Annotated in this window: 25 protein-coding genes, 2 rRNA genes and 1 pseudogene (1 of these 28 cut by a window edge); 26 read left to right on the top strand and 2 right to left on the bottom strand. The window is 62.6% G+C overall.

The features are described 5' to 3' along the window. The 7 genes from Atep_RS13030 to Atep_RS13000 all read left to right on the top strand — a co-directional run. A 23S ribosomal RNA gene (locus tag Atep_RS13030) occupies positions 1-417 on the top strand; it begins 2,476 nt to the left of the window's first position. Between the two features lie 79 nt (positions 418-496). After that, a 5S ribosomal RNA gene (gene rrf / locus Atep_RS13025) occupies positions 497-612 on the top strand. Between the two features lie 270 nt (positions 613-882). After that, positions 883-1,722 carry an RNA polymerase sigma factor RpoH gene (gene rpoH / locus Atep_RS13020; protein ID WP_213378910.1) on the top strand — a complete coding sequence of 280 codons (840 nt, stop codon included), beginning with the start codon at positions 883-885 and terminating at the stop codon, positions 1,720-1,722. 100 nt (positions 1,723-1,822) lie between these two features. Beyond that, positions 1,823-2,731 (top strand): alpha/beta fold hydrolase BchO, encoded by a 909-nt coding sequence (gene bchO / locus Atep_RS13015; protein ID WP_213378909.1) that lies wholly within the window; start codon positions 1,823-1,825, stop codon positions 2,729-2,731. An 84-nt stretch (positions 2,732-2,815) separates the two neighbouring features. After that, positions 2,816-4,345, top strand: coding sequence for a phytoene desaturase (locus Atep_RS13010; protein WP_213378908.1), 1,530 nt, complete (start codon positions 2,816-2,818; stop codon positions 4,343-4,345). After that, positions 4,326-5,396, top strand: a complete 1,071-nt coding sequence (locus Atep_RS13005; protein WP_213378907.1) for a phytoene/squalene synthase family protein — start codon at positions 4,326-4,328, stop codon at positions 5,394-5,396. Before Atep_RS13010 ends, Atep_RS13005 begins: the two co-directional genes overlap by 20 nt. A gap of 120 nt (positions 5,397-5,516) precedes the next feature. Further along, positions 5,517-5,777, top strand: coding sequence for a hypothetical protein (locus tag Atep_RS13000; RefSeq protein WP_213378906.1), 261 nt, complete (start codon positions 5,517-5,519; stop codon positions 5,775-5,777). A 69-nt stretch (positions 5,778-5,846) separates the two neighbouring features. Here the strand turns inward: Atep_RS13000 and Atep_RS12995 are convergent, their stop codons facing one another. Both Atep_RS12995 and crtD read right to left on the bottom strand, forming a co-directional pair. Continuing rightward, positions 5,847-6,680: a carotenoid 1,2-hydratase gene (locus tag Atep_RS12995; protein WP_236786214.1), complete on the bottom strand. Its 834-nt coding sequence runs from the start codon at positions 6,678-6,680 to the stop codon at positions 5,847-5,849. Positions 6,681-6,760: 80 nt separating this feature from the next. Then, positions 6,761-8,257, bottom strand: coding sequence for a 1-hydroxycarotenoid 3,4-desaturase CrtD (crtD, locus tag Atep_RS12990; RefSeq protein WP_213378905.1), 1,497 nt, complete (start codon positions 8,255-8,257; stop codon positions 6,761-6,763). A gap of 126 nt (positions 8,258-8,383) precedes the next feature. Between crtD and Atep_RS12985 the strand changes: the two genes are divergently transcribed. From Atep_RS12985 to pufC, 19 genes and pseudogenes are all read left to right on the top strand, one after another. Further along, positions 8,384-9,253, top strand: a complete 870-nt coding sequence (locus tag Atep_RS12985) for a polyprenyl synthetase family protein (protein ID WP_213378904.1) — start codon at positions 8,384-8,386, stop codon at positions 9,251-9,253. Between the two features lie 84 nt (positions 9,254-9,337). Beyond that, the gene (locus tag Atep_RS12980) at positions 9,338-10,450 is read left to right on the top strand and encodes a methyltransferase (RefSeq protein WP_213378903.1); all 1,113 of its coding nucleotides are present in this window, start codon (positions 9,338-9,340) and stop codon (positions 10,448-10,450) included. A 135-nt stretch (positions 10,451-10,585) separates the two neighbouring features. Next, positions 10,586-11,650: an alcohol dehydrogenase catalytic domain-containing protein gene (locus Atep_RS12975; RefSeq protein WP_213381679.1), complete on the top strand. Its 1,065-nt coding sequence runs from the start codon at positions 10,586-10,588 to the stop codon at positions 11,648-11,650. After that, complete coding sequence (locus Atep_RS12970; RefSeq protein ID WP_213378902.1) at positions 11,647-12,597, top strand: chlorophyllide a reductase iron protein subunit X; 951 nt, start codon at positions 11,647-11,649, stop codon at positions 12,595-12,597. Before Atep_RS12975 ends, Atep_RS12970 begins: the two co-directional genes overlap by 4 nt. 17 nt (positions 12,598-12,614) lie before the next feature. Next, positions 12,615-14,000, top strand: coding sequence for a chlorophyllide a reductase subunit Y (bchY, locus tag Atep_RS12965; protein ID WP_213378901.1), 1,386 nt, complete (start codon positions 12,615-12,617; stop codon positions 13,998-14,000). 347 nt (positions 14,001-14,347) lie between these two features. After that, positions 14,348-15,323: pseudogene (locus Atep_RS12960) on the top strand (IS481 family transposase). 108 nt (positions 15,324-15,431) lie between these two features. After that, the gene (locus tag Atep_RS12955; protein WP_213378900.1) at positions 15,432-15,680 is read left to right on the top strand and encodes a type II toxin-antitoxin system RelE family toxin; all 249 of its coding nucleotides are present in this window, start codon (positions 15,432-15,434) and stop codon (positions 15,678-15,680) included. A gap of 3 nt (positions 15,681-15,683) precedes the next feature. Then, positions 15,684-15,884 carry a type II toxin-antitoxin system Phd/YefM family antitoxin gene (locus Atep_RS12950; protein ID WP_213378899.1) on the top strand — a complete coding sequence of 67 codons (201 nt, stop codon included), beginning with the start codon at positions 15,684-15,686 and terminating at the stop codon, positions 15,882-15,884. Between the two features lie 100 nt (positions 15,885-15,984). Next, positions 15,985-16,293: a DUF2442 domain-containing protein gene (locus Atep_RS12945; protein WP_236786212.1), complete on the top strand. Its 309-nt coding sequence runs from the start codon at positions 15,985-15,987 to the stop codon at positions 16,291-16,293. Between the two features lie 18 nt (positions 16,294-16,311). Continuing rightward, on the top strand, positions 16,312-16,551 hold the full coding sequence (locus Atep_RS16750; RefSeq protein ID WP_236786211.1) for a PIN domain-containing protein: 240 nt from the start codon (positions 16,312-16,314) through the stop codon (positions 16,549-16,551). 24 nt (positions 16,552-16,575) lie between these two features. After that, positions 16,576-16,794 (top strand): PIN domain-containing protein, encoded by a 219-nt coding sequence (locus Atep_RS16745; RefSeq protein ID WP_236786209.1) that lies wholly within the window; start codon positions 16,576-16,578, stop codon positions 16,792-16,794. Continuing rightward, positions 16,787-16,990, top strand: a complete 204-nt coding sequence (locus Atep_RS12935) for a hypothetical protein (RefSeq protein ID WP_213378898.1) — start codon at positions 16,787-16,789, stop codon at positions 16,988-16,990. Before Atep_RS16745 ends, Atep_RS12935 begins: the two co-directional genes overlap by 8 nt. Before the next feature lie 66 nt (positions 16,991-17,056). Further along, positions 17,057-17,554 (top strand): GNAT family N-acetyltransferase, encoded by a 498-nt coding sequence (locus tag Atep_RS12930; RefSeq protein ID WP_213378897.1) that lies wholly within the window; start codon positions 17,057-17,059, stop codon positions 17,552-17,554. Positions 17,555-17,616: 62 nt separating this feature from the next. Then, positions 17,617-19,062 carry a chlorophyllide a reductase subunit Z gene (gene bchZ, locus Atep_RS12925; protein ID WP_213378896.1) on the top strand — a complete coding sequence of 482 codons (1,446 nt, stop codon included), beginning with the start codon at positions 17,617-17,619 and terminating at the stop codon, positions 19,060-19,062. A 368-nt stretch (positions 19,063-19,430) separates the two neighbouring features. Then, the gene (gene pufB / locus Atep_RS12920; protein WP_012971734.1) at positions 19,431-19,571 is read left to right on the top strand and encodes a light-harvesting antenna LH1, beta subunit; all 141 of its coding nucleotides are present in this window, start codon (positions 19,431-19,433) and stop codon (positions 19,569-19,571) included. 79 nt (positions 19,572-19,650) lie between these two features. After that, the gene (gene pufA, locus Atep_RS12915; RefSeq protein WP_213378895.1) at positions 19,651-19,845 is read left to right on the top strand and encodes a light-harvesting antenna LH1, alpha subunit; all 195 of its coding nucleotides are present in this window, start codon (positions 19,651-19,653) and stop codon (positions 19,843-19,845) included. 123 nt (positions 19,846-19,968) lie between these two features. Further along, complete coding sequence (pufL, locus tag Atep_RS12910) at positions 19,969-20,805, top strand: photosynthetic reaction center subunit L (RefSeq protein WP_213378894.1); 837 nt, start codon at positions 19,969-19,971, stop codon at positions 20,803-20,805. A 16-nt stretch (positions 20,806-20,821) separates the two neighbouring features. Next, positions 20,822-21,799 (top strand): photosynthetic reaction center subunit M, encoded by a 978-nt coding sequence (gene pufM / locus Atep_RS12905; RefSeq protein WP_213378893.1) that lies wholly within the window; start codon positions 20,822-20,824, stop codon positions 21,797-21,799. After that, complete coding sequence (gene pufC, locus Atep_RS12900) at positions 21,796-23,013, top strand: photosynthetic reaction center cytochrome PufC (protein WP_213378892.1); 1,218 nt, start codon at positions 21,796-21,798, stop codon at positions 23,011-23,013. Before pufM ends, pufC begins: the two co-directional genes overlap by 4 nt. Positions 23,014-23,132 lie beyond the last annotated feature (119 nt).

Raw genomic sequence — 23,132 nt, 5'->3', positions numbered from 1 at the left:
GTGTTTGGCACCTCGATGTCGGCTCATCACATCCTGGGGCTGAAGTCGGTCCCAAGGGTATGGCTGTTCGCCATTTAAAGTGGTACGCGAGCTGGGTTTAGAACGTCGTGAGACAGTTCGGTCCCTATCTGCCGTGGGCGTTGGAGATTTGAGGGAAGCTGCTCCTAGTACGAGAGGACCGGAGTGGACGTACCCCTGGTGTTCCGGTTGTTTCGCCAGAAGCATTGCCGGGTAGCTATGTACGGACGGGATAACCGCTGAAAGCATCTAAGCGGGAAGCCCCTCCCAAGATGAGATCTCCCTGGGCACGCGATGCCCCTAAAGGTCCGTTGAAGACCACGACGTGGATAGGCGGGATGTGGAAGCGTGGTAACACGTGCAGCTAACCCGTACTAATCGACCGTGCGGCTTGACCATATAACACCCAAGTGCGTTACCCTTACGCTCTCACCGTTTCGCGGATCGTCGGCCTCCATACCGACGCTCCCACCCTTTCCCTGGCGGCCATAGAGACCTGGAACCACCTGATCCCGTCCCGAACTCAGACGTGAAACAAGTCTTCGCCGATCCTAGTGTGGGGCCTCCCCATGCGAACCTAGGGCACCGCCAGGGCCCTCTCCCCTCAAAACCCCTTCCACCCAACAGTGGCGGGGGTTTTGTTTTACGCGCCTTTTTGTCGTCGATCAGTTTCGACGATGATTTCCATCGAAACATACGATCTCTAATCGTCGCTTCGCCTCTTGCGCGAGATCCGCGAAACACCTAGAGTTTTACTCAACATCAAGTAGGTGCTTCCCTGAAAAACCCTGTCAAAAGTGATGGGAAAATCCTGACTTAAATGCTAGGATAAATCATCGTCTAACTGACTACAGGTATCTCGCCATGGCCAAAGACTTCTCCATACTGCCGACCGGTACGATCGAGGCGTACATCAACAGTGCCTACCAGATTCCTGTTCTGACTCCTGAGGAAGAGCGCTCGTTGGCGGTGCGTCTACGCGACCAGAACGACATGGAGGCCGCCAAGCGTCTGGTGACTTCACATCTGCGCTTCGTGATCCGGATCGCGCGCGGTTATCTGGGCTATGGTCTGCCGTTGCCCGATCTGATCCAGGAGGGCACGGTCGGCTTGATGAAGGCGGTGCGCCGCTTCGAACCCGACATGGGCGTGCGTTTGGTGTCCTTCGCCGTGCACTGGATTCGCGCTGAGATCCACGAATACATCCTGCGCAACTGGCGCATCGTCAAGGTGGCGACCACCAAGGCACAGCGCAAACTGTTCTTCAATCTGCGCAGTTCCAAGAAGCGTCTCGGCTGGCTGACCAAGCAGGAAGTCGACGAGGTAGCAGCGGATCTCGGGGTCAAGCCCGAGGTGGTGCTCCAGATGGAATCGCGGCTGTCCAATCAGGATCTGTCTTTCGACGGACTCGAGGACGATGACGACGACTCGCCGGCCGCGCCCTCGACCTATCTGCCCGACGTGCGCATGGAGCCGTCGCGGCTGCTGGAGCATGAAGACACGGATCGCGATCAGCGTGAGCGCCTCTATGCCGCTCTCGAAGACTTGGACGATCGGAGCAAGACCATCCTCTTCGAGCGCTGGCTGTCGGAAAAGAAGCAGACTCTGCATGAACTGGCCGAGAAGTTCGGGGTTTCAGCCGAGCGTATCCGCCAGATCGAGAAGAACGCCATGAAGAAGGTGCGTCTACAGATCGAAGTCTGAGGCGCGACCACCCAACCCAAAACGCGCTTGAGACAGTCTTTATCGATCGTTCCGGACAGAGGTTACAATGCCTCTGTTTCCGGTTGATCGAGTGAGAACCATGAGCGTGAATGCTGGACCGAATTGGGAGTCGGATGGTCGGGATTGGCCGAACCGCGCGTCGAGCGAATTCCTCTCGGCGGGCGGATTGCGCTGGCATGTGCAGCGGATGGGGCAGGGGCCGGTGTTGTTGATGCTGCACGGTACGGGTGCGGCGACTCACTCCTGGCGTGATTTCGCGCCCATTCTGGCCGAACACTTCACCCTCATCGCACCGGATCTTCCGGGGCATGGTTTCACGAGCGCGCCGCCCTATGAGCGGATGTCGCTTCCGGGTATGGCGGGTCTTGTCGGTTCTCTCGTGGAGACATTGGGTGTCCAGCCGGATCTGGTGCTTGGACATTCGGCAGGCGCGGCCATTCTGATCCGTGCGCGTCTGGAAGGCCGGATCGCGCCGCGCGGACTCATCAGCCTCAATGGCGCGCTGCTGCCTTGGCGCGGTCTGCCCGGGCGTCTGTTCTCGCCCGCCGCCAAGCTCTTCGCCACCAATTCGCTGGTCTCACGCGCCTTCGCCTTGCGGGCGCGCAACCGTCGTGTCATCGAAGGGCTGATCGACAGCACCGGCTCGACCCTGGATCAGGCGGGTGTGGATCTCTATCAGCGCTTGATCCGGCATCCGTCGCATGTGCGGGCCTCGCTGTCGATGATGGCCAACTGGGATCTGAACCTGATCGAACAGGGCCTGCCGAACCTGGATACGCCTTTCTTCCTGATCGTCGGTGATCAGGATACGACCGTCTCACCGCGTGAAGCGCATCGGGTGCGTGCCAAACTGCGCCCGGACGCCAAGCTGTTCGATCTGCCGGGATTGGGCCATCTGGCGCACGAAGAAAAGCCGCATGAGGTCGCCGAGATCGTGCGTGGGATCGGCGAGTGTCTGGGCCTGCTCCAGACGACGAAGAACCGTTGAATTTCCGACTAATCCCAGGGGATGACTCGGAGCCGATCTTGCTATACTGTCAACCTATCTTGACAGTAAGGCAGGTAAACGAACTTGACAGTCGCGGCTTCGCATGTTCCTGGTAGTGCTCAAGGTCGAGGTCAGGCCCACGCGGTCGTCATCGGCAGCGGTTTCGGCGGTTTAGCCGCCGCCGTGCGGCTCGCCGCGCGCGGCTTCCGCGTAACGGTGCTCGAAAAGCTCGACGCCCCCGGCGGTCGGGCCTATGTCCATCAGCGTGACGGCTTTTCGTTCGACGCCGGTCCGACCATCATCACCGCGCCCTTCCTCTTGGAAGAGCTGTGGGAACTCGGTGGCCGGTGTTTCGCAGACGACGTCGATCTGCGCCTGATGGACCCCTTCTATCGCATCCGTTTCGACGACGGTCGGGTCTTCGACTACAGCGGCGACGCCGACAAGGTCAAGGCGCAGATCGCCCAGTATTCGCCGGAAGACGTTGCAGGCTATGACCGCTTCATGACCATGAGCGAGAAGGTGTTCAAGGTCGGCTTCGAGGATCTGGCCCATGTGCCCTTCACGAACCTGACCGACATGCTGCGCATCGTGCCGGACATGGCGATGCTCCAGAGCTATCGCACCGTCTACGGCATGGTGTCGAGCTATATCAAGGATCCCTTCATCCGCCAGGTGCTGTCCTTCCATCCGCTGCTGATCGGCGGCAATCCCTTCACCGTCACCTCGATCTATGTCCTCATCTCCTTCCTGGAGCGCAAGTGGGGCGTGCATTCGGCGATGGGCGGTACCGGCGCCGTGGTCAAGGGCCTGGTGAATCTGGTCGAGGGGCAGGGCACCGAGATCCGCTACAACGCCGAGGTCGAGCGCATCCTGACCCGAAACGGCAAGGCCACAGGCGTGCGTCTGGCTTCGGGCGAGGAGATCGCCGCCGACGTGGTCGTCTCCGACGTCGATCCGGCGACCACCTACGGCAAGCTGATGGCCGAGCATCCGCGCAAGCGCTGGACCGATCGCAAGATCGAGCGCTCGCACTTCTCCAATGGGCTGTTCGTCTGGTACTTCGGCACCAAGCGCCAGTATCCGGACGTCAAGCATCATACGATCCTGCTCGGCCCGCGTTACAAGGGGCTGATCCAGGACATCTTCAAGCGCAAGACGCTCGCCGAGGACTTCAGTCTCTATCTGTACCGTCCGACGGCGACCGATCCGAGTCTGGCGCCCGAGGGTTGCGATGCCTTCTACGCCCTGGCGCCGGTGCCGCATCTCGGCGGCGATGTCGATTGGGAGACCCAGGCCGAACCCTATCGCGCCCGGATCGCCAAGTATCTGAGCGATTCGATCCTGCCCGGACTGGAGGATCGGATCGCGACCTCGCTCGTCACGACGCCCCTGGACTTCAAGCACCGCTTGAATTCGCATCTGGGCGCCGGCTTCAGTCTCGAACCCATCTTGATGCAGAGTGCGTGGTTCCGCCCGCACAACAAGAGCGAAGAGGTGGAACATCTTTATCTGGTCGGCGCGGGGACGCATCCGGGCGCGGGTGTGCCTGGTGTCATCTCTTCCGCGCGAGTCCTCGACAGGGTGGTGCCCGATGCCTCAACTTTCGTCTGATCATAATTACACCAAGAAGACGCATGCGACGGCGGCCGACATCGCCGCCTGTCGCGAGCTGTTGCGCTGCGGCTCGCGGTCGTTCTATGCCGCCTCCTTCCTGCTGCCGGCGCGCTTCCGTGACCCGGCGATGGCGCTCTATGCCTTCTGCCGCATCGCCGATGACGCCATCGATTGCGTCGGCGACGATCCGGCACTCCAGGCCGAGGCGCTGGAGATGCTCAACGACCGGCTCGACCGGCTCTATGCCGGCACGCCGATCGACGATCCGATCGACCGCGCTCTGGCCGACGTGGTGCGCGACTTCGCCATCCCCAAGCGATTGCTGGAGGCGCTGTTCGAGGGCTTCGAGTGGGATGCCGAGGGGCGGCGCTACGAGGATCTGTCCGGGGTCTACGACTATTCGGCGCGCGTCGCCGGTACGGTCGGGGCCATGATGGCGGCGCTGATGGGTGCGCGTTCGGAAGAAATGGTCGCGCGCGCCTGTGATCTGGGCGTGGCGATGCAGATCACCAACATCTGCCGCGACGTCGGCGAGGACGCGCGTAATGGGCGCATCTATCTGCCGTTGTCCTGGGTGCGCGAGGCCGGCGTCGATCCTGATGAGTGGCTGAAGAATCCGGTGTTCAACGAGGCGATTGCCTCGGTGGTGCGACGTCTGCTCCAGACCGCCGACGAACTCTATCAGCGCTCGGATGCCGGGATCGCCGGTCTGCCGCTCGGCTGTCGCGCCGGGATCAATGCCGCGCGCTATCTCTATGCCGAGATCGGGCGTCAGGTCGAGCGCCAGGGGCTGGACTCGATCTCGCAACGTGCCGTGGTGCCGGCGCCGCGCAAGCTGCAACTGCTCGCGCCCATCCTGGGCCGCGCGGTCGTGAGTGCGCGTCCCGTCAATGCACCCGCGCTGGAGGAAACACGTTTCCTCGTCGAAGCCGTGGTCGCCGAGACACCGCAACGCACTCCGACAGGCGTCGGCGAACGTGTGATTTGGGTACTGGAATTGTTTCAGCAACTCGAGGAACGTGAGCGCGCTGCCTTGAGTGTTCGCTGATCCCTGAGTCTGCGCGAACCGCGTCTGATCGGGGTCTCATTCGACTCCCGATTCGGTCGCATCCTGATCGTTTACGAAATGAAATCGAGGTTTCCATGCCTGGGAAACCTGGGAATCGATATGTGGCTACCGACGCCACTCTATGAGGGGCTGCCTTACTCCGCCGTCGTCATCGGCAGCGCCTGCATCATTGGAGCGATCGACGTACTGATGATCGTCTCCGGGGTGTTGCTCGTACTCTGTGGCGGGGTGATCTTGAAACTGCGTCACGACTACCGGTCCGCGAACCGGTTGATCGAGATCCAGCGTGCCAGGTCGCCCGTGCGGCGTCGGCGTTCGCGTCGAGTCGTGCAACTGGACTTGGAGGCCGATGGCCTCTGAGGTCGTTGGTGGCCGAGTGGGGGAGCTTGAATCCGCTCGGCCGCCTTTTGCGGACTGTCGTGCACGGCCTCAGCGTTTGACGCGGGGCATGCGGAACGGCAGCAACAACTTCACCCATTGCGTGCTGAACCGGTCCAGACACAGGCTCTCGTGGACCGAGGTGGCGCGTCGTCCCAAGAGCCGCGTCTCGACCACCGAGCGCGCGTAGAAGGGCGTATCCTCCAGCGTCGCGACCACTCGCGGCTCATCGCCCGCCTCGCACTGAATCCCGCGCTCGATGCGCCAGACGCCGGTCGTCGGCAGCGGCGTGCGCGGCGGTAGCGCGAACTCATCGACCTCGGCATTGGCATCGAAGCGCAGCGCCAAATGTGCGCCCTGATCGTCCCGCGCGCGGGTGTCATAGAGGATCGCCGCCTCGTGCTTCAGTTCGGCGCGCGACCAGTCCCAGCCCTGAAACGCCCGTTCCACGGGTTCCGAACCCCGGTTGGAGTCCAGATAACCCGCGCCCTTCCAGCTCAGACCGGGATGCGTGAAGTCGACCTCGACCCGTGCCAGCGGCGCGATCGGCCACCAGCGATGACGCCCGGCGGCATCGAGCGCGAAGTCACGCCCATTGATCCCGGTCGGATGGACGCGCACCTTGCCGCGCAGACGCGAGGGAATGGGTGTGCTGATCTCGTCGATGTCGATGACCAGGGCGTCGCCTTCCCAATGCACATGGCTGGGGCCGATGACCAGATTGGTTTGATCGCGTTGCAAGGCCGCGCGTCCACGCTCGGTCATGGCCCAGCGCTTGCCCCGGCGTCCGTAGAGCGCGACGTTGAGCGCGCAGTGATCGAGCGGATCGGCGTTGCCGCGCTGACGCGACCAGGCATAGTAGGGCGAGAAGACGCTGCCGAGCATGGCGATCAGCGTCAGTCCATACTGCTCGTCGTCGCTCAGGGCATCGACGTACCACCAGACATAGCCGTCGTTGTCGACGCTCAGGTCGAACGCCGGTCCGCGAGCAGGGCCTCCGCCGCCAGTCGACCCGACATCGCCGCCATGGGAATGCCCGCGCCCGGATGCGTGCCCCCGCCCGCCAGATAGAGTCCCGGAATCCTGGTGCGCGAGGCTGGACGCGAGAACGACGCCTTCCAACCGTGGGTCGCCTGACCATAGAGCGCGCCGCCCGTGGCCGGAAAGCGCTGTTCGAACTCCACGGGCGTGGTCATCACCATCCGTTCGGGGTCGCGTCGGACCCTCAGGCCACAGTGCTCCAGGCGTGAGAATACCCGTTGCTCGCATTGCTCGATCTCCACTGCATCCAAGTCGTGTCGGTCGCCCCGTGGCGGGGCGTTCAAAAGTAAGAACAGTCGTTCGGGGCCGTCCGGCGATCCGTTGCCGTCGGTGCCGCGATCCTGGGCGCAGACATAGACGGTGCCGTCGCGCGGCAGTCGCCCGCGGCCAAAGACGTCCTCGAACTCGGAGGCATAGTCGCGTCCGAAGAAGACATTGTGACGGGCCAGCGGAAAACCCTCGGTCTCGGCGCTCAGACACCAGGTCAGCGCCGAGAGCGAACGGCGTTTGGGGTCCAGGGGCGGCAGCGCGCGACGCGCCTCGGTGCCGAGCCGACCGCTGGTCAAAGCGGCCGGATCGGCGTTGACCACGATCGAATCGGCCTCGATCCGCTCACCGTCGGCCAGTTGCACACCGCGCACGCCGCCGGGGCCGGTGAGGATCTGCGTGACCTCGCGCCCGTATTCGATGGTCGCGCCCAAGCCCTCGGCCAGTCGGGCCAGTGCTTGGGCGACCCGGTGCATCCCGCCGACCACCGACCACACGCCTTCCTGCTCGACATGGGCGATCAGCATCAGCGTGGCCGGCGCCATGAAGGGCGAGGAACCGCAGTAGGTCGAATAGCGCCCGAAGAGTTGACGTAGACGCTCGTCCTTGAAATAGGTTCCGAGCATGTCCCAGAGGCTGTCGTAGGGTCGCACGCCGCGCAGATTGCCCAGACCGCTCAGACGGCAGCGTCCCATGAGTCCGAGCAGGCTCGGGCGCGAGGCGCGGATGAAGGTCGGGTCCAGGGTCGTGTAGATGGTGCGCGCCTGTTCGCAGAAGGCGCGATAGCCGCGCGCCTCGGCCGCGCCGGCGAAGTCGCCGATGGCCTCGACACTGCGCTCGTGGTCGGCGTGCAGATCCAGCCGCTCCTGCTCGCTCCAGGCATGGCGTGCTATGATCGACAGCGGTTCCAGTTCGAGATGCGCGTCGAGCCGTGCGCCGGCCGCTTCGAAGATGTCCTCGAAGATCCAGCGCATGGTGAAGACGGTCGGACCCGCATCGATGCGGTGCGGACCGACGGCGACCTCGCGCATCTTGCCGCCGGGCGCCTCGGCACGTTCGAGCACCCGCACCTGAAGACCGCGCGCGGCGAGTTGGATGGCTGTCACCAGCCCACCAACGCCCGCACCAATGACAATGACTCGTTGATCCGGCATCAGGTCCATGACTCCCGTGATTCGCGTTGACGTGTCGGATATTGATGTCTATTGTACATGACACTTCTGAGTGTCAACTCACCTTTACATATTGACCACTGATCAAGGTTTGCCGGGGGATCACTGATGGATGCCACAACGAGAATCGAGCAGGCGTTGGCCGCTGCCATAGACACCGTGGCCGTCCCCGGCTGTCCGCCGCGTCTGGCCGAGGCGGTGCGTCATGCGGTCTTTCCCGGCGGCGCGCGCGTGCGTCCGCGGCTGTGTCTGGCCGTCGCCGCCGCCTGCGGCAGCAAGGATTACGCGGCGGCGGATGCGGCCGGCGTGGCCATCGAGCTGCTGCACTGCGCCTCGCTGGTGCACGACGACCTGCCCTGTTTCGACGACTCGCCGCTGCGTCGCGGCGTGCCTTCGGTGCATCGCGCCTTCGGCGAGCCGCTGGCGGTGCTGGCCGGCGATGCGCTCATCATCCTCGCCTTCGAGCATCTGGCGCGCGTCCTGGCCGACTCGCCCGAGCGTCTGGCGCCGCTGCTCCTGACCATCAGCCGTTCGGTCGGGATGCCGCACGGCATCACCGCCGGTCAGGCCTGGGAGTGCGAGCCGCAGGTCACGGTCGAGGAATACCATCGCGCCAAGACCGGCTCGCTGTTCACGGCGGCCACCGTGGCCGGTGCGCTGGTCGCGGGTGCTGACGCCGAGGCCTGGAGCATTGTCGGCGACAAGATCGGCGAAGCCTATCAGGTCGCCGATGATCTGCGCGATGTCGCCGCCAGCGCCCAGGAAGTCGGCAAGCCGGTCGGACGCGATGCCGTGCTCAACCGGCCCAGCGCGGCGGGCGAGCTCGGCATCGACGGCGCCATCGCGCGTCTGCGCGGTCTGGTCACGGGGGCCATCGACGCGATTCCGGCCTGTCCGGGGCGCGATCAGTTCGCCGAGGTGCTGATGGCCGAGTCGCGCCGCATCATGCCCAAGGATCTGGCCCAGCGCGCGGCCTGAGTTTGGCCTGAGCGTCGTTCTACTTCCCACGCCGGTGAGTCGCCCCGAGCGGCGGCTCACCCGGCTCCATCGGTCGTGATATCCGTGCGCCTTCCCGAACCTCTGCTCGCCCTGCGTAATCGTGTGCTCTCCAAGCCCGAGTTTCAACGTTGGGCCTCGATCTTTCCGTTGACCCGTCCGCGCGCGCAGCGTCGGGCGCGTGAGCTGTTCGACATCGTCGCCGGTTTCGTCTATTCGCAGATTCTGCAAGCCTGCGTTCAGGTGCGGCTGTTCGAGATCCTGGCCGAGGGGACGCAATCGGTCGATGAACTGGCGCCGCGTCTTGGGCTGCCGGTCGAGGGGGCGCGGAGGCTGCTGCGCGCGGCGGCGAGTCTGGAACTGGCCGAGGCGCGCGGTGATGATCGCTATGCGCTCGGCGAGCTGGGGGCGGCCATGGTCGGCAATCCGGGCATCGCGGCCATGGTCGAGCATCACGCCATGGCCTATGCCGATCTGAAAGATCCGGTGGCCCTGTTGCGTGGTGAGCTGCCGCAGCGTGAGTTACAGGGCTATTGGGCCTATGTCGGCACCGAGGCGCCGGCGGCGGCGGGGGAGCAGGCGGTCAGCGGCTATAGCGAGCTGATGGCCCAGTCGCAACGTCTGATCGCCGACGACGTGCTCGACGCCTATTCGCTCCAGGATCATCGCTGTCTGCTCGACGTGGCCGGCGGCGACGGCGCCTTTCTGGTCACAGCCGCCAAACGCTGGCCGCATCTGCGCGTGATCCTGTTCGACCTACCGGCGGTGGCCGAGCGGGCGCGGGCGCGTTTCCAGCGCGAAGGGCTGGGCGATCGGGCGACGGCGGTCGGCGGCGATGTGCGGCGCGATCCGCTGCCCGAGGGGGCGGATGTCGTCTCGCTGGTGCGGGTGCTGCACGATCACGACGATCACGACGCGCCTAACTTTGCGCGCGCGGCCTGTCAGGCGCTGCCCGACGGCGGGCGGTTACTGGTGGCCGAACCCATGTCGGGCACGCCGGGAGCCGAGCCGATCGGGGATGCCTATTTCGGGTTCTATCTGCTCGCCATGGGCAGTGGTCGGCCGCGCACGCCGGGTGAGTTGACGGAGATGCTGCTCGGGGTCGGCTTCGACCGGGTGCGTCAGATTCGCACCATTCGGCCGATGCTCACGCAGTTGCTGGTGGCTCAACGGGCCTGAACGCCTGAAAAACCCTGCTGATTCCGTCTATTGCTCGCCGTCGTCCCACGGTATTTTTCGACTCGCGTCCAACTTCCGCTAAACTGTCGGATCTTTCAGATTCAACCCGTCCGAGAGATCGCCTTGAACCCAGATATGCCGAATCTCGAAGCCCTGGCCGTCGTCCTCGAAGCGCCTGAACGGCTGGCGCTGCAACGCTTGCCGCTCACTCCGCCCGAGGCCGGCGATGTCGTCGTCGATATGGAATGGAGCGGGATCAGCACCGGAACCGAGCGCCTGCTGTGGTCGGGCGCCATGCCGCCTTTCCCCGGCATGGGTTATCCGCTGGTTCCCGGTTATGAATCCGTCGGTCGCGTCAGCTACGCCGGGCCGGACTCCGGTCTGACGGTCGGGCAGCGCGTCTTCGTGCCCGGCGCGCGCTGTTACGGCGAGGTGCGTGGACTGTTCGGCGGCGCGGCCTCGCGTGTCGTCGCGCCTGGTGCTCGCTTGCTGCCGGTGCCCGAGTCGCTCGGCGAGCAGGGCGTGCTGCTGGCGCTGGCGGCGACCGCCTATCATGCCATCGCGGCACCGGCGGCGAGTACGCCGGCGCATGCCGCGCTGCGGGCCGAGTCTGCGGCGAGCGCCATGGCTTCCGGTGCGTCCGCGAGTTCCGTGGCGACGGCTGACGTCGGCACCGCGCCCGCCCCCCATGTCGAGCTGATCGTCGGTCACGGCGTGCTCGGACGGCTGCTGGCGCGCATCGCGGCACTGGGCGAGGGCACCCGCCCGGTGGTGTGGGAGACCAACCCGGTGCGTCACAGCGGCGCCGAGGGCTATGGCTACGATGTGATGCTCCCCGACGACGACCCACGCCGCGACTATCGCACCATCTGCGACATGAGCGGCGACGCCCGTATCCTCGACAGCCTGGTCGCGCGGCTGGCGCGCGGCGGCGAGATCGTGCTCGGCGGTTTCTATCACGAGCCGGTCAGCTTCACCTTCCCACCGGCCTTCATGCGCGAGGCGCGCTTCCGCATCGCCGCCGAGTTCCAGCCGTCCGATCTGGCGGCGGTGCGCGACCTGCTCGACTCGGGCCGACTCTCGCTCGACGGGCTCATCACCCATTGCGTCCCCGCGACCGAGGCGGACTCCGCCTATCGCACCGCCTTCGGTGATCCGAGCTGCCTGAAGATGATCCTCGATTGGAGAACGCTTTCGTGACTGTATCCGTCAACATCCCCGCGCCGAGCGCGCCCTCGCTCAAGCAGACCCAGATCATCGCCATCTACGGCAAGGGCGGAATCGGCAAGAGCTTCACGCTCGCCAATCTGTCCTACATGATGGCGCAACAGGGCAAGAAGGTGCTCCTGATCGGCTGTGATCCGAAGAGCGACACCGCCACGCTGCTGTTCGGCGGGCGCAACTGTCCGACCATTCTCGGCGTCTCCAGCGAGAAGAAGAAGGCCGGCGAGCAGGTCACGATCAGCGACATCTGTTTCAAGCGCGACGGCGTGTTCGCCATGGAGCTCGGCGGACCCGAGGTCGGGCGCGGCTGCGGCGGGCGCGGCATCATCCACGGCTTCGAGCTGCTGGAAGGGTTGGGCTTCCATGAGTGGGATTTCGACTATGTGCTGCTCGACTTCCTGGGCGACGTGGTGTGCGGCGGCTTCGGGCTGCCGATCGCGCGCGATCTGTGCCAGAAGGTCATCATCGTCGGCTCCAACGATCTCCAGTCGCTCTATGTCGCCAACAACGTCTGTTCGGCAGTCGAATACTTCCGGGGTCTGGGCGGCAATGTCGGCGTGGCCGGCATGGTGATCAACAAGGACGACGGCACCGGCGAGGCACAGGCATTCGCCGCCGCCGCCGAGATTCCGATCCTGGCGACCATTCCGGCGCATGAGGAGATCCGGCGCAAGAGTGCCAACTACGAGATCATCGGGCGTCCGGACGGTCCCTGGGGGCCGCTGTTCGAGTCGCTGGCAGCCAACGTCGCCGAGGCCCCGCCGGTGCGTCCCAAACCGTTGGCGCACGAGGCGCTGCTGGATCTGTTCAAAGGCGATCAGGTCGGGCGGCATGTGGTGCTGGAGCCGGCGCGTCCCGAGGACATGAGCGACATCTCGGCGAGCGTCAAGCCGTCGCTCGAAGTCGTCTACGACGACGCTTGAGTCGGGAGGAACATTTGATGGTTCAGGAATCTTCCTCCGGGTGCGCCACTGCCGGCGAGCGGGCGCGTGGGCCGCACGATCAGCCGCAGACCATGTGTCCGGCGTTTGGGGCGCTGCGTGTCGGGTTGCGGATGCGCCGCACGGCGATGGTGCTGGTCGGCTCGGGCTGCTGTGTCTATGGGCTGAGTTTCACGGCGCACTTTTATGGGGCGCGGCGCTCGATCGGCTATGTGCCGTTCGATTCCGAGTCGCTGGTCTCGGGGCGGCTGTTCGAGGACGCGCGCGAGGCGGTGCTCAAGCTCGCCGATCCCGATAAGCTCGATACCATCGTCGCGATCAATCTGTGCGTGCCGACGGCCTCGGGCGTGCCGCTGCGGCTGCTGCCCAAAGAAGTGAACGGGGTGCGGATTCTGGGCATCGATGTGCCTGGATTCGGGACGCCGACCCATGCGGAGGCGAAGGATGTGCTGGCTGGGGCGATGCTTCAGTATGCGCGTCTGGAGGCGGAGCAGGGGCCGGTGCAGGCGCCGCGCGGGGGGCGCAGTGAGCGTCCGACCGTGACCTTGTTGGGTGAGATGTTTCCCGCCGACCCGGTCGGCATCGGCATGATGCTCGACCCGCTGGGTCTGGCCGTCGGCCCGGTGGTGCCGACCCGCGAATGGCGTGAACTCTATGCCGCGCTCGACTGCCGGGTGGCGGCGGCCATCCATCCGCAGTATCAGGCCAGTGCGCGCGAATTCGCCGCTGCCGGTCGCCCTATCGTCGGTTCTGCCCCGGTCGGGCGCGATGGGACGGCGGCCTGGTTGGATGCGATCGGGCAGGCGTGCGGGATCGCGCAGCATAAGGTCGATGCGGCGAAGAATAAGTTTTTGCCGGCGATCGGTGGGGCGCTGGCGGCGATGCCGATCAAGGGACGGGTGATCGTGTCGGGCTATGAGGGATCGGAGTTGCTGGTCGCGCGTCTGCTGATCGAATCTGGCGCGACCGTACCCTATGTCGGCACCGCCTGCCCGCGCACACCCTGGAATGAGGCGGATCTGGCGTGGTTAGAGGAGCGTGGGGCGCCGGTGCAGTTCCGGGCGTCGCTGGAGCAGGATCTGGCGGCGGTCGAGTCGCTGGAGCCGGATTTGGCGATCGGGACGACGCCAGTGGTTCAGGCGGCGAAGGAGCGGCAGATTCCGGCGCTGTATTTCACGAATCTGATTTCGGCGCGGCCCTTGATGGGACCGGCGGGGGCGGGGTCGCTGGCGCAGGTCATCAATGCCGCGCTTGCCAACAAGGAACGGTTTGCCACCATGCGGGCCTTTTTTGAGGGAGTGGGGGAGGGTGAGACCAGCGGGGTTTGGCCGGTGATGCCGGTTAGGCGTGGGACGGCTGGGCGTGCGGTGGTTAAGGCGGTGTAGGCATGGCTTTGAAGGTCACAAAAAGTGCTTGCGCTCAATGTCTTGATTTTGCTGGGTTAGCAAAGCCCAGGCTAGGGAAAGTTGGGCGGTCCACACCAGATTCAACATCGCAAGCGATTGATTCTTAATGTTGTATTTTTGCACCTTCAAAGCCATGGGCGGTGTAGGATGCAGTGGGCTTGAGAACCGCATCGTTTGCGATGGATGCGGTTGTTGCGTCCCGTGTGATCATGTGCCGCGAAGGAGTTATCCTTTGTTCCTCGCCCGCGAGGTTCTCCAGCGGCTCGCCGCGGAGTTTGAAAGCCGCCCGGCACGTCCGAACTGAACACGAGAAGGTCTAGCTCCCCATGGTCATCCGTCTGCACAAAAACGCGTGCACCACCCCGGCCATCCGTCGAGAGCTCCAGTCCTCGACGCGCTCGACCCGCGAGCCGGCCGAGCGCTATGGGCTGAGCCGTCAGACGGTGTTGAAGTGGCGTCGGCGCTCCGGCACCGAGGACGCCTCGGCACCGTCTCCACACGCGCCTGACGCCGGCGCAGGAGGCGGTCGTGGTCGAGTTGCGTAAAACGCTCCTGTTGCCGCTTGATGACCTGCTGGCCGTCACCCACGAGTTTATCAGCACCACTGTCTCGCGCTCGGGCCTGGATCGCTGTCTGCGCCGTCATGGCGTCTCCAACCTCCAGGCGCTCAGGCCCCAACCGATCGATCCGGACGCCCGCCCGGTCAAGCCCTTCAATGACTACGAACCGGGCTTTGTCCATGTCGACGTGAAGTACCTGCCGCGAATGCCGGATGAGGACAGTGCTCAGTCCCTCTTTGCCGCGATCGATCGGGCCACGCGCCGGGTCTATGTTGAGATCCTGCCCGAGAAAACCGCCCGGAACGCCGCCGGCTTCCTGGAGCGGCTCATCGCCAGGGCCCCGTTCAACATCACCAAGGTCTTGACCGATAACGGTAAAGAATTCACCGACCGCTTCGGTGCCACCGGCGAGCGTGAACCGACCGGGCGCCATCGCTTCGATCAGGTCTGCTCGGCCAACACCATTGAGCATCGCCTTATTCAGCCGCGCACCCCCCAGACCAACGGCATGATCGAGCGCTTCAACGGGCGCCTTTCAGAGGTCTTGACCACCACCCGCTTCGACTCCGCCGAGTCGCTAGCCCAGACCATCGAGCGCTACGTTCAGGTCTATAACCAACACCTTCCGCAGAAAGCCCTCGGCCACATCGCCCCGATCCAGGCACTCAAGGACCGGCACGAGAAACGCCCTGAACGCTTCAAAAAGCGTGTCTACAATCTCCGGGGACTTGACACCGAATAGGCGCACACTGGATCGTCACAGCCACCCGCTACGAGGAAACCCGATGACCGCGAATAAACTGCGACAGACCACGTTTTTCCTTTTTTACCACATCCCGCGCAGGCTGAGATGAAAGTCGAACTCAAGCCACAAGCCGTCAAGGATTTGCAAGGGCTGCAAAAGCAGGACGCGGCTCGAATTACGGCTAGACTTGCTGAAATGGATGCTGGGCTGACTGGCGACATCAAGCGCCTTACCAATTTTACCCCGGAGTATCGCTTGCGCGTCGGTAATTATCGGGTGCTGTTCGAGGTTGATGGAAAAACAGTAGTCGTGTATCGAATCATGCATCGAAAACATGTCTACGCAAAGAGGTGAGCTATGAATTTACACCCGCAATATATTGAAAAAAACGGCAGATATGAATACGTCATTCTTCCTATCGAAGAATTCCAGGCCTTGACACGGACTCTTGAGGATTACCAGGATTTGCAGGATCTTCGAAGCGCAAAGGAAGCTGAAGGGGGAGCCGCAACAAAATCCTTGGCCGATGTCGTTAAGGAGCTGAATTTAGGGCTGTAGCAAGGTAGGGGAATCAATCGGGAAAGACCCTGAGGTCTCAGGGGGATAAAACGGGATAGACCACGTTTTTCCTTCGTTACCACATCCTACGCAGGCTGAGATGAAAGTCGAACTCAAGCCACAAGCCGTCAAGGATATGACTTCCATGTCCGTTGAAATTGAAACATGCGCACTTCGGGCTTGGGCAGACGGCCGCGTCATTTTCATCGAATTAACCGATGGAAGAATCATCGGCTTTCCCGCAGACAGGTTCAGAATTTTGCGGGCCGCATCAAACGACGAACTCAAAAAAATTACGCTGGTACTCAACGGCTATGCGCTGCACTGGGAAAAGCTTGATGAAGATATCACGGTCAAAGGTATCGTAGCTGGTCATTGTCAGCTGCCGCTGCCTGAAAAAGCCGCATAGAAAATATAGCATAGGTTCATGAAGCGCAGAGTCTACGTTGAAACTTCTGTAATCAGCTACCTGACGGCTCGCCCAAGCAAGACCATTCTCGGAGCGGTTCATCAGCAAATTACTCTTGCTTGGTGGGAAACCCGGAATCAGTACGAATTATTTGTTTCTGAATCGGTATTGCGTGAATGTGGTGCCGGTGATCCGGATGCAGCCGGAAAACGGCTGGCTGTGTTGAGCGATATCCCTCTTCTCTTGATCACCGAGTAAGCGGTCCAGATCGCGGAATCGTTGGTGGAGCGGGGTATTATTCCGCCCAAGTCCGCAGAAGATGCGTTGCACATAGCGATTGCCACAGTCAATGGTGTGGATTATTTGCTGACATGGAACTGTCGACACATTGCGAACCCTGAGATACAAAGAGGCATTGCCGAACAACTCGAACAAATTGGCTTATTTTTGCCGTTCATTTGCACGCCGGAAGAGCTTCTTGGAGAAGAAAATGTTGAATGATGAAATCATCGATGAAGTACGGTCTATTCGGGATGCACATGCCGCTAAGTTTAATTATGATTTGCGTGCGATTTATGCCGATCTGAAAAAATCGGAAACTGAGCGGATTGCTGCCGGACATCCATTTGTTTCTCCGCCATCCGAAATTCCTGTGCCTAAGACTGTATTGCAGCGAACTCGCTTCGCTCGCCGCTGAATTTATTGGGGAATATCAAGGGTGCTGGAAGGCAAAAAAGCTTCAGCCTGTGTTGGGTGGAGGAAAATGAATATCATCCAGGTCGATAGCTGTAATTTGTCTGTTTATTTGAATTTATGTCAGAGCTACGAAGGAGAATTTTCTGCCATTACCGAAAAAAAGCCGAACGAGAACGGTCTGTTCGAGCTGGATACTCAGATTGGCGGAAACGTGCTTGGCTACTTGCTTTATGAGAAAAAATCGCCGATCGGCCTTGCCGCTGTGAAAGCAAAATCAGGCGCGCAGTGCTTCGAGGTCTGTGAATTTTATATTGTTCCAAGTTTCAGGAAGCAGGCGCTAGGAAAGCGGTTTGCCATCAAGATATTCAAAATGCACCAAGGCCGTTGGGAGATCAAGCAAATCAGTGGTGCCGAATATGCCACTGAATTCTGGCGAAAGACGGTTGGCGAGTTTACCGGAAACGGTTTCCAGGAGGACATCTATCAGGACGAATATTGGGGGCAGGTCGTCAGGCAGCAGTTTGTATCGACCAGCCCCGATCCGTCGAAGGAGCGGAAAGCTTGATCTCCACAAATTTTCTATAAGGCCTGCGCAACCCTCAACTCCCTGGAGGAGGAAATCCCCGAATGCTGATCAACGACCTCGACCGCGCGGGCGGTTACTGGGGCTCCGTCTATGTCTTCACCGCCATCAAAGGCTTGCAGGTGATCATCGACGGGCCGGTGGGCTGCGAAAACCTGCCCGTGACGGCCGTGCTGCACTACACCGACGGCCTGCCGCCGCACGAACTGCCGGTCGTCGTGACCGGACTGGGCGAGGAAGAACTCGGCCAGAGCGGTACCGAGCAGGCGATGCGCCGCGCCTTCGAGACCCTCGACCCCAAACAGCCGTCCGTCGTCGTCACCGGCTCGATCGCCGAAATGATCGGCGGCGGCGTCACGCCCGAAGGCACCGGCATCGTGCGCTTCCTGCCGCGCACCATCGACGAAGACCAGTGGCAGAGCGCCAACCGCGCCCTGTACTGGCTCTGGACCCAGTATGGCCAAAAAAAGGGCGCCGCCAAGAGCAAACCCAAACCACGCGCCGCCGGCGACAAACCGCGCGTCAATATCATCGGCCCCATGTACGGCACCTTCAACATGCCCTCGGATCTGGCCGAGATCCGACGCCTGGTCGAAGGCATCGGCGCCGAAGTCAACCTGAGCTTCCCGCTCGGCAGCCATCTCGACGACGTGCCCCGGCTCGCCGACGCCGACGCCAACATCTGTCTCTATCGCGAGTTCGGCCGCACCCTGTGCGAGGCCCTGGACAAACCCTATCTCCAGGCCCCGATCGGACTGCACAGCACCACCAAATTCCTGCGCGCCCTCGGTGAGATCCTCGGTCTCGACCCCGAACCCTTCATCGAGCGCGAAAAGCACACCACCATCAAACCGATCTGGGATCTATGGCGCTCGGTGACGCAGGACTTCTTCGGCACCGCCAGCTTCGGCGTCTCCGCCGGCGAGACCTACAGCCGCGGTCTGCGTCATTTCCTCGAAGACGAACTGGGTCTGCCCTGCAACTTCGCCTTCGCCCGCCGTCCCGGCGTCAAGATCGACAACGACGCCATCCGCGCCGCCGTCCATGAAAAACCCCCGCTGATCCTCTTCGGCAGCTACAACGAGCGCATGTATCTGACCGAGAAGGGTGCACGCGCGACCTACATCCCGGCCTCCTTCCCCGGCACCGTGATCCGCCGCCACACAGGCACACCCTTCATGGGCTACGCCGGCGCGACCTATCTGGTGCAGGAAGTCTGCAACGCCCTGTTCGACGCGCTCTTCCACATCATCCCGCTCGGCACCGAGCTGGATAAGGTCGAGGCCACGCCCGCGCGCATGCACCGCGAGCTGCCCTGGGACGAGGACGCCCGCGCACGCTTCGACGCCATCGTCGAGTCCCAGCCGGTACTGGTGCGCATCTCCGCCGCCAAACGGCTGCGCGATGCCGCCGAACGTGCCGCACGCACCGCCGGCGAGGAGCGGGTGACGGTCGCGCGGGTCGAAACCACCCAGTCGACACTGATTTAGTTGATCCAGCGCAATTGAGGTGTAAATGTAGATTGACATTCGTGTCAGTCAAGCTAGACTGACACCTCGAATCCAGCCCCCCCCGGCAGCGAGCCGAAGACCAGGCGCAGCGGTCAGGATCGAGACGGAGGGCGGCCAGGCTTCAGAGATTGAGGTTTCAGCCCCGGCAAGTCGCTCCAAGCACACGCCGGGACTGGATCGAGCAGGATTTGACGGATCCCCCGGTACGGGATCCGGTCGATGAGAACAAGCCCGTGTGATCGGGTGGCTTCTCGGTCGTAGATGTCGCGATCTACGGCGCCCCCAGGCCGCACGGGCTGAGTGCGGCACAAACCAAGGCTTATCTCCAAGATTCGGAGGATTACACAATGGCTAACAGCAGCATGACCGGTCTGACCGAGCAAGAAGCACAAGAGTTCCATGGCATCTTCGTGCAGAGCATGACGGCCTTCTTCGGCATCGTCGTCATCGCGCACATCCTCGCCTGGCTGTGGCGCCCCTGGCTGTAATTTCGAGTCGAGTTCAGGCCGTTTCGGCCACTTGACGACTGATCGAACCCATTCGAATTCACTCTAGGAGAAACTGACGATGTCACCCGATCTTTGGAAAATCTGGCTGCTGATCGATCCCCGCCGCGTTCTGATCGCTGTCTTCGCCTTCCTGACCATCCTGGGTCTCGCGATCCACATGATCCTGCTGAGCACCACTGAATTCAACTGGCTCGAAGACGGCATTCCGGCCGCCAAGGTCCAGCAAGTGACGCCTGTCGTTCCCCAACGGTAATCGCGTCCTTGACGGGGGTGGCGGGTCAGTGGGGTTCGTCCGCCAGGTGAACCCCGCCCGCCACCGACAGTGCTCAGAGGAGGCGGCCGTCTCGATGGTGCCTCCCCAGCAGAGGATATTACGATGGCCATGCTCAGTTTTGAGAGAAAATACCGCGTCCGTGGCGGGACGCTGATAGGGGGAGACCTATTCGACTTCTGGGTGGGGCCGTTCTATGTCGGCTTCTTCGGGGTCACAGGCTTCTTCTTTGCATTGTTGGGCGTGCTCCTCATCGTGTGGGGTGCGACCATCGGTCCTAACGCCGAACTCCAAACCTATAACATCTGGCAGATCAGCATCGCTCCCCCGGATCTGAGTTACGGTTTGGGAATGGCCCCGTTGACCGAAGGCGGCTTGTGGCAGATCATCACGATCTGTGCCATCGGCGCGTTCGTCTCCTGGGCGCTCCGTGAGGTCGAAATCTGCCGCAAGCTCGGTATCGGCTTCCATATTCCGTTTGCGTTCGCGTTCGCGATCGGCGCCTATCTGGTGCTCGTCGTGGTGCGTCCGATCCTAATGGGCGCCTGGGGTCATGGTTTCCCCTACGGCATCCTCAGCCATCTGGACTGGGTGTCGAATGTGGGGTATCAGTTCCTGCATTTCCACTACAACCCGGCGCACATGCTCGCCATCACCTTCTTCTTCACCAACTGTCTGGCGCTGTCGATGCACGGCTCGCTGATCCTGTCGGTGACGAACCCGCAGAAGGGCGAAGAAGTCAAGACCAGCGAGCACGAGAACACCTTCTTCCGCGATATCGTGGGCTACTCCATCGGCGCACTGGCCATCCATCGTCTGGGTCTGTTCCTGGCCCTGAGCGCGGTGTTCTGGAGCGCGGTCTGTATCGTGATCAGTGGCCCCTTCTGGACCCGCGGTTGGCCGGAATGGTGGAACTGGTGGCTTGAGCTCCCGCTCTGGTAGGATCTAGGAGACTACAATGCCCGAATATCAAAATATCTTCACGGCCGTGCAGGTGCGCGCCCCGGCCTATCCTGGGGTGCCGTTGCCCAAGGGGCACCTGCCGCGCATCGGTCGGCCCATCTTCTCGTACTGGCTCGGCAAGATCGGTGACGCGCAGATCGGCCCGATCTATCTCGGCTTCACCGGCACGCTGTCGATCATCTTTGGCTTCATAGCCATCTTCATTATCGGCTTCAATATGCTGGCCTCGGTGGACTGGAACATCATCCAGTTCGTCAAGCACTTCTTCTGGCTGGGTCTGGAACCGCCGGCGCCGCAGTACGGCCTGAGCATTCCGCCCCTGTCCGAAGGCGGTTGGTGGCTGATGGCGGGATTCTTCCTGACCATGTCCATCATTCTGTGGTGGGTGCGTACCTACAAGCGCGCCGAAGCCCTGGGCATGAGCCAGCATCTGTCCTGGGCCTTCGCCGCCGCGATCTTCTTCTATCTGAGCCTGGGCTTCATTCGCCCGGTGATGATGGGAAGCTGGGCGGAAGCCGTGCCCTTCGGCATCTTCCCGCACCTGGACTGGACGGCGGCTTTCTCGATCCGGTACGGCAACCTGTACTACAACCCGTTCCACATGCTCTCGATCGCCTTCCTGTATGGTTCGGCCCTGCTGTTCGCCATGCACGGTGCGACCATCCTGGCGGTGAGCCGCTTCGGGGGTGATCGCGAGATCGATCAGATCACCGATCGTGGTACGGCCGCCGAGCGTGCCGCCATCTTCTGGCGCTGGACCATGGGCTTCAACGCCTCCATGGAATCCATCCATCGCTGGGCCTGGTGGTGTGCGGTCCTGACCGTGATCACGGCGGGTATCGGCATCCTTCTGACCGGAACGGTCGTCGAGAACTGGTATCTCTGGGCCATCAAGCATGGCGTGGCTCCGGCATATCCAGAGGTCGTGACCGCTGTAGACCCATATGCCACGGCTACGGGGGTGACGCAATGAATCTCGGAAAGCAACTGACCCTGCCTGCTGTCGCCGTCGTCGCCTCCGTGGTGCTGCTCGGCTGCGAGCGTCCGCCACCGGAAGTGGTACAAAAAGGCTATCGCGGCGTGGCCATGGAGCAGAACTACAATCCGCGTCTGCTTGAAGCCAGCCTCAAGCAGAACCTGCCGGTCGAGTCGCTGCCGGCGGCTGCGCCTGGCGGTCCCAAGGTCTCTGACGTCTACCAAAACGTCCAGGTGCTGAAGGATCTGAGCGTCGCCGAGTTCACCCGGACCATGGTCGCCGTAACCACCTGGGTGTCGCCGAAGGAAGGCTGTAATTACTGCCACGTCCCGGGCAACTGGGCTTCCGACGACATCTATACCAAGGTGGTGTCGCGCCGGATGTTCGAGATGGTTCGGGCCGCTAACAGCGACTGGAAACAGCACGTGGCGGTCAATGGCACGGGCGTGACCTGCTATACCTGTCACCGTGGCAACCCGGTGCCGAAGTACGTGTGGGTCACGGATCCGGGTCCGAATCAGCCCTCGGGCGTGAAGCCGACCGGTCAGAACTATGCGTCCTCGACCGTGGCCTATGCGGCGCTGCCTTTCGATCCCTACACGCCGTTCCTGGATCAGACCAACGAGATCCGGGTGATCGGTCAGACGGCGCTGCCGGCGGGCAACACGACCTCGCTCAAGCAGGCCGAGTGGACCTACGGCCTGATGATGCAGATCTCCGACTCGCTCGGCGTCAACTGCACCTTCTGCCACAACAGCCGCGCCTTCTACGATTGGAAGCAGAGCACGCCGCAGCGCACGACGGCTTGGTACGCCATCCGTCACGTCCGCGACATCAACCAGAACTACATCTGGCCGCTCAACGATGTGCTGCCCGCCTCGCGTAAGGGGCCCTATGGCGACCCCTTCAAGGTCGGCTGTATGACCTGTCACCAGGGTGCTTACCGTCCGCTCTATGGCGCGCAAATGGCTAAGGACTACCCGGCCCTGTATGCGTCCGCCCCAGCTGAGGCTGAGGTCGCCGCCCCCGCCGAAGCGGCTCCAGTGGAAGACGTAGCGGCCGCTCCTGTCGAGGAGGCCGCACCGGCTGAAGCCGCGTCCGCCGAGGAGGCGCCGGCCGCGGAAGAAGTGGCGCCTGCTCCCGTCGAGGAAGCGCCGGCCGCCGAAGCTGCACCTGTCGAGGACGCCGCACCGGCTCCGCAGCAGTTGTAAGGCCAGAGGATCGAACCGATGAGCAGGGATGCTCCAGGTGCCCGACAAGGATTTCGGCACCGACCGTAAGACCCGCGGCGAGGCTCGCAGCAGTCCAGTTCGCGGTCGTCTCGGATGGC

Origin of the sequence: Allochromatium tepidum (genome assembly GCF_018409545.1) — a bacterium.
GTDB lineage: Bacteria > Pseudomonadota > Gammaproteobacteria > Chromatiales > Chromatiaceae > Thermochromatium > Thermochromatium tepidum_A.
The sequence above is the reverse complement of the archived record's forward strand: the minus strand, read 5'-3'. Positions and strand labels throughout refer to the sequence as shown.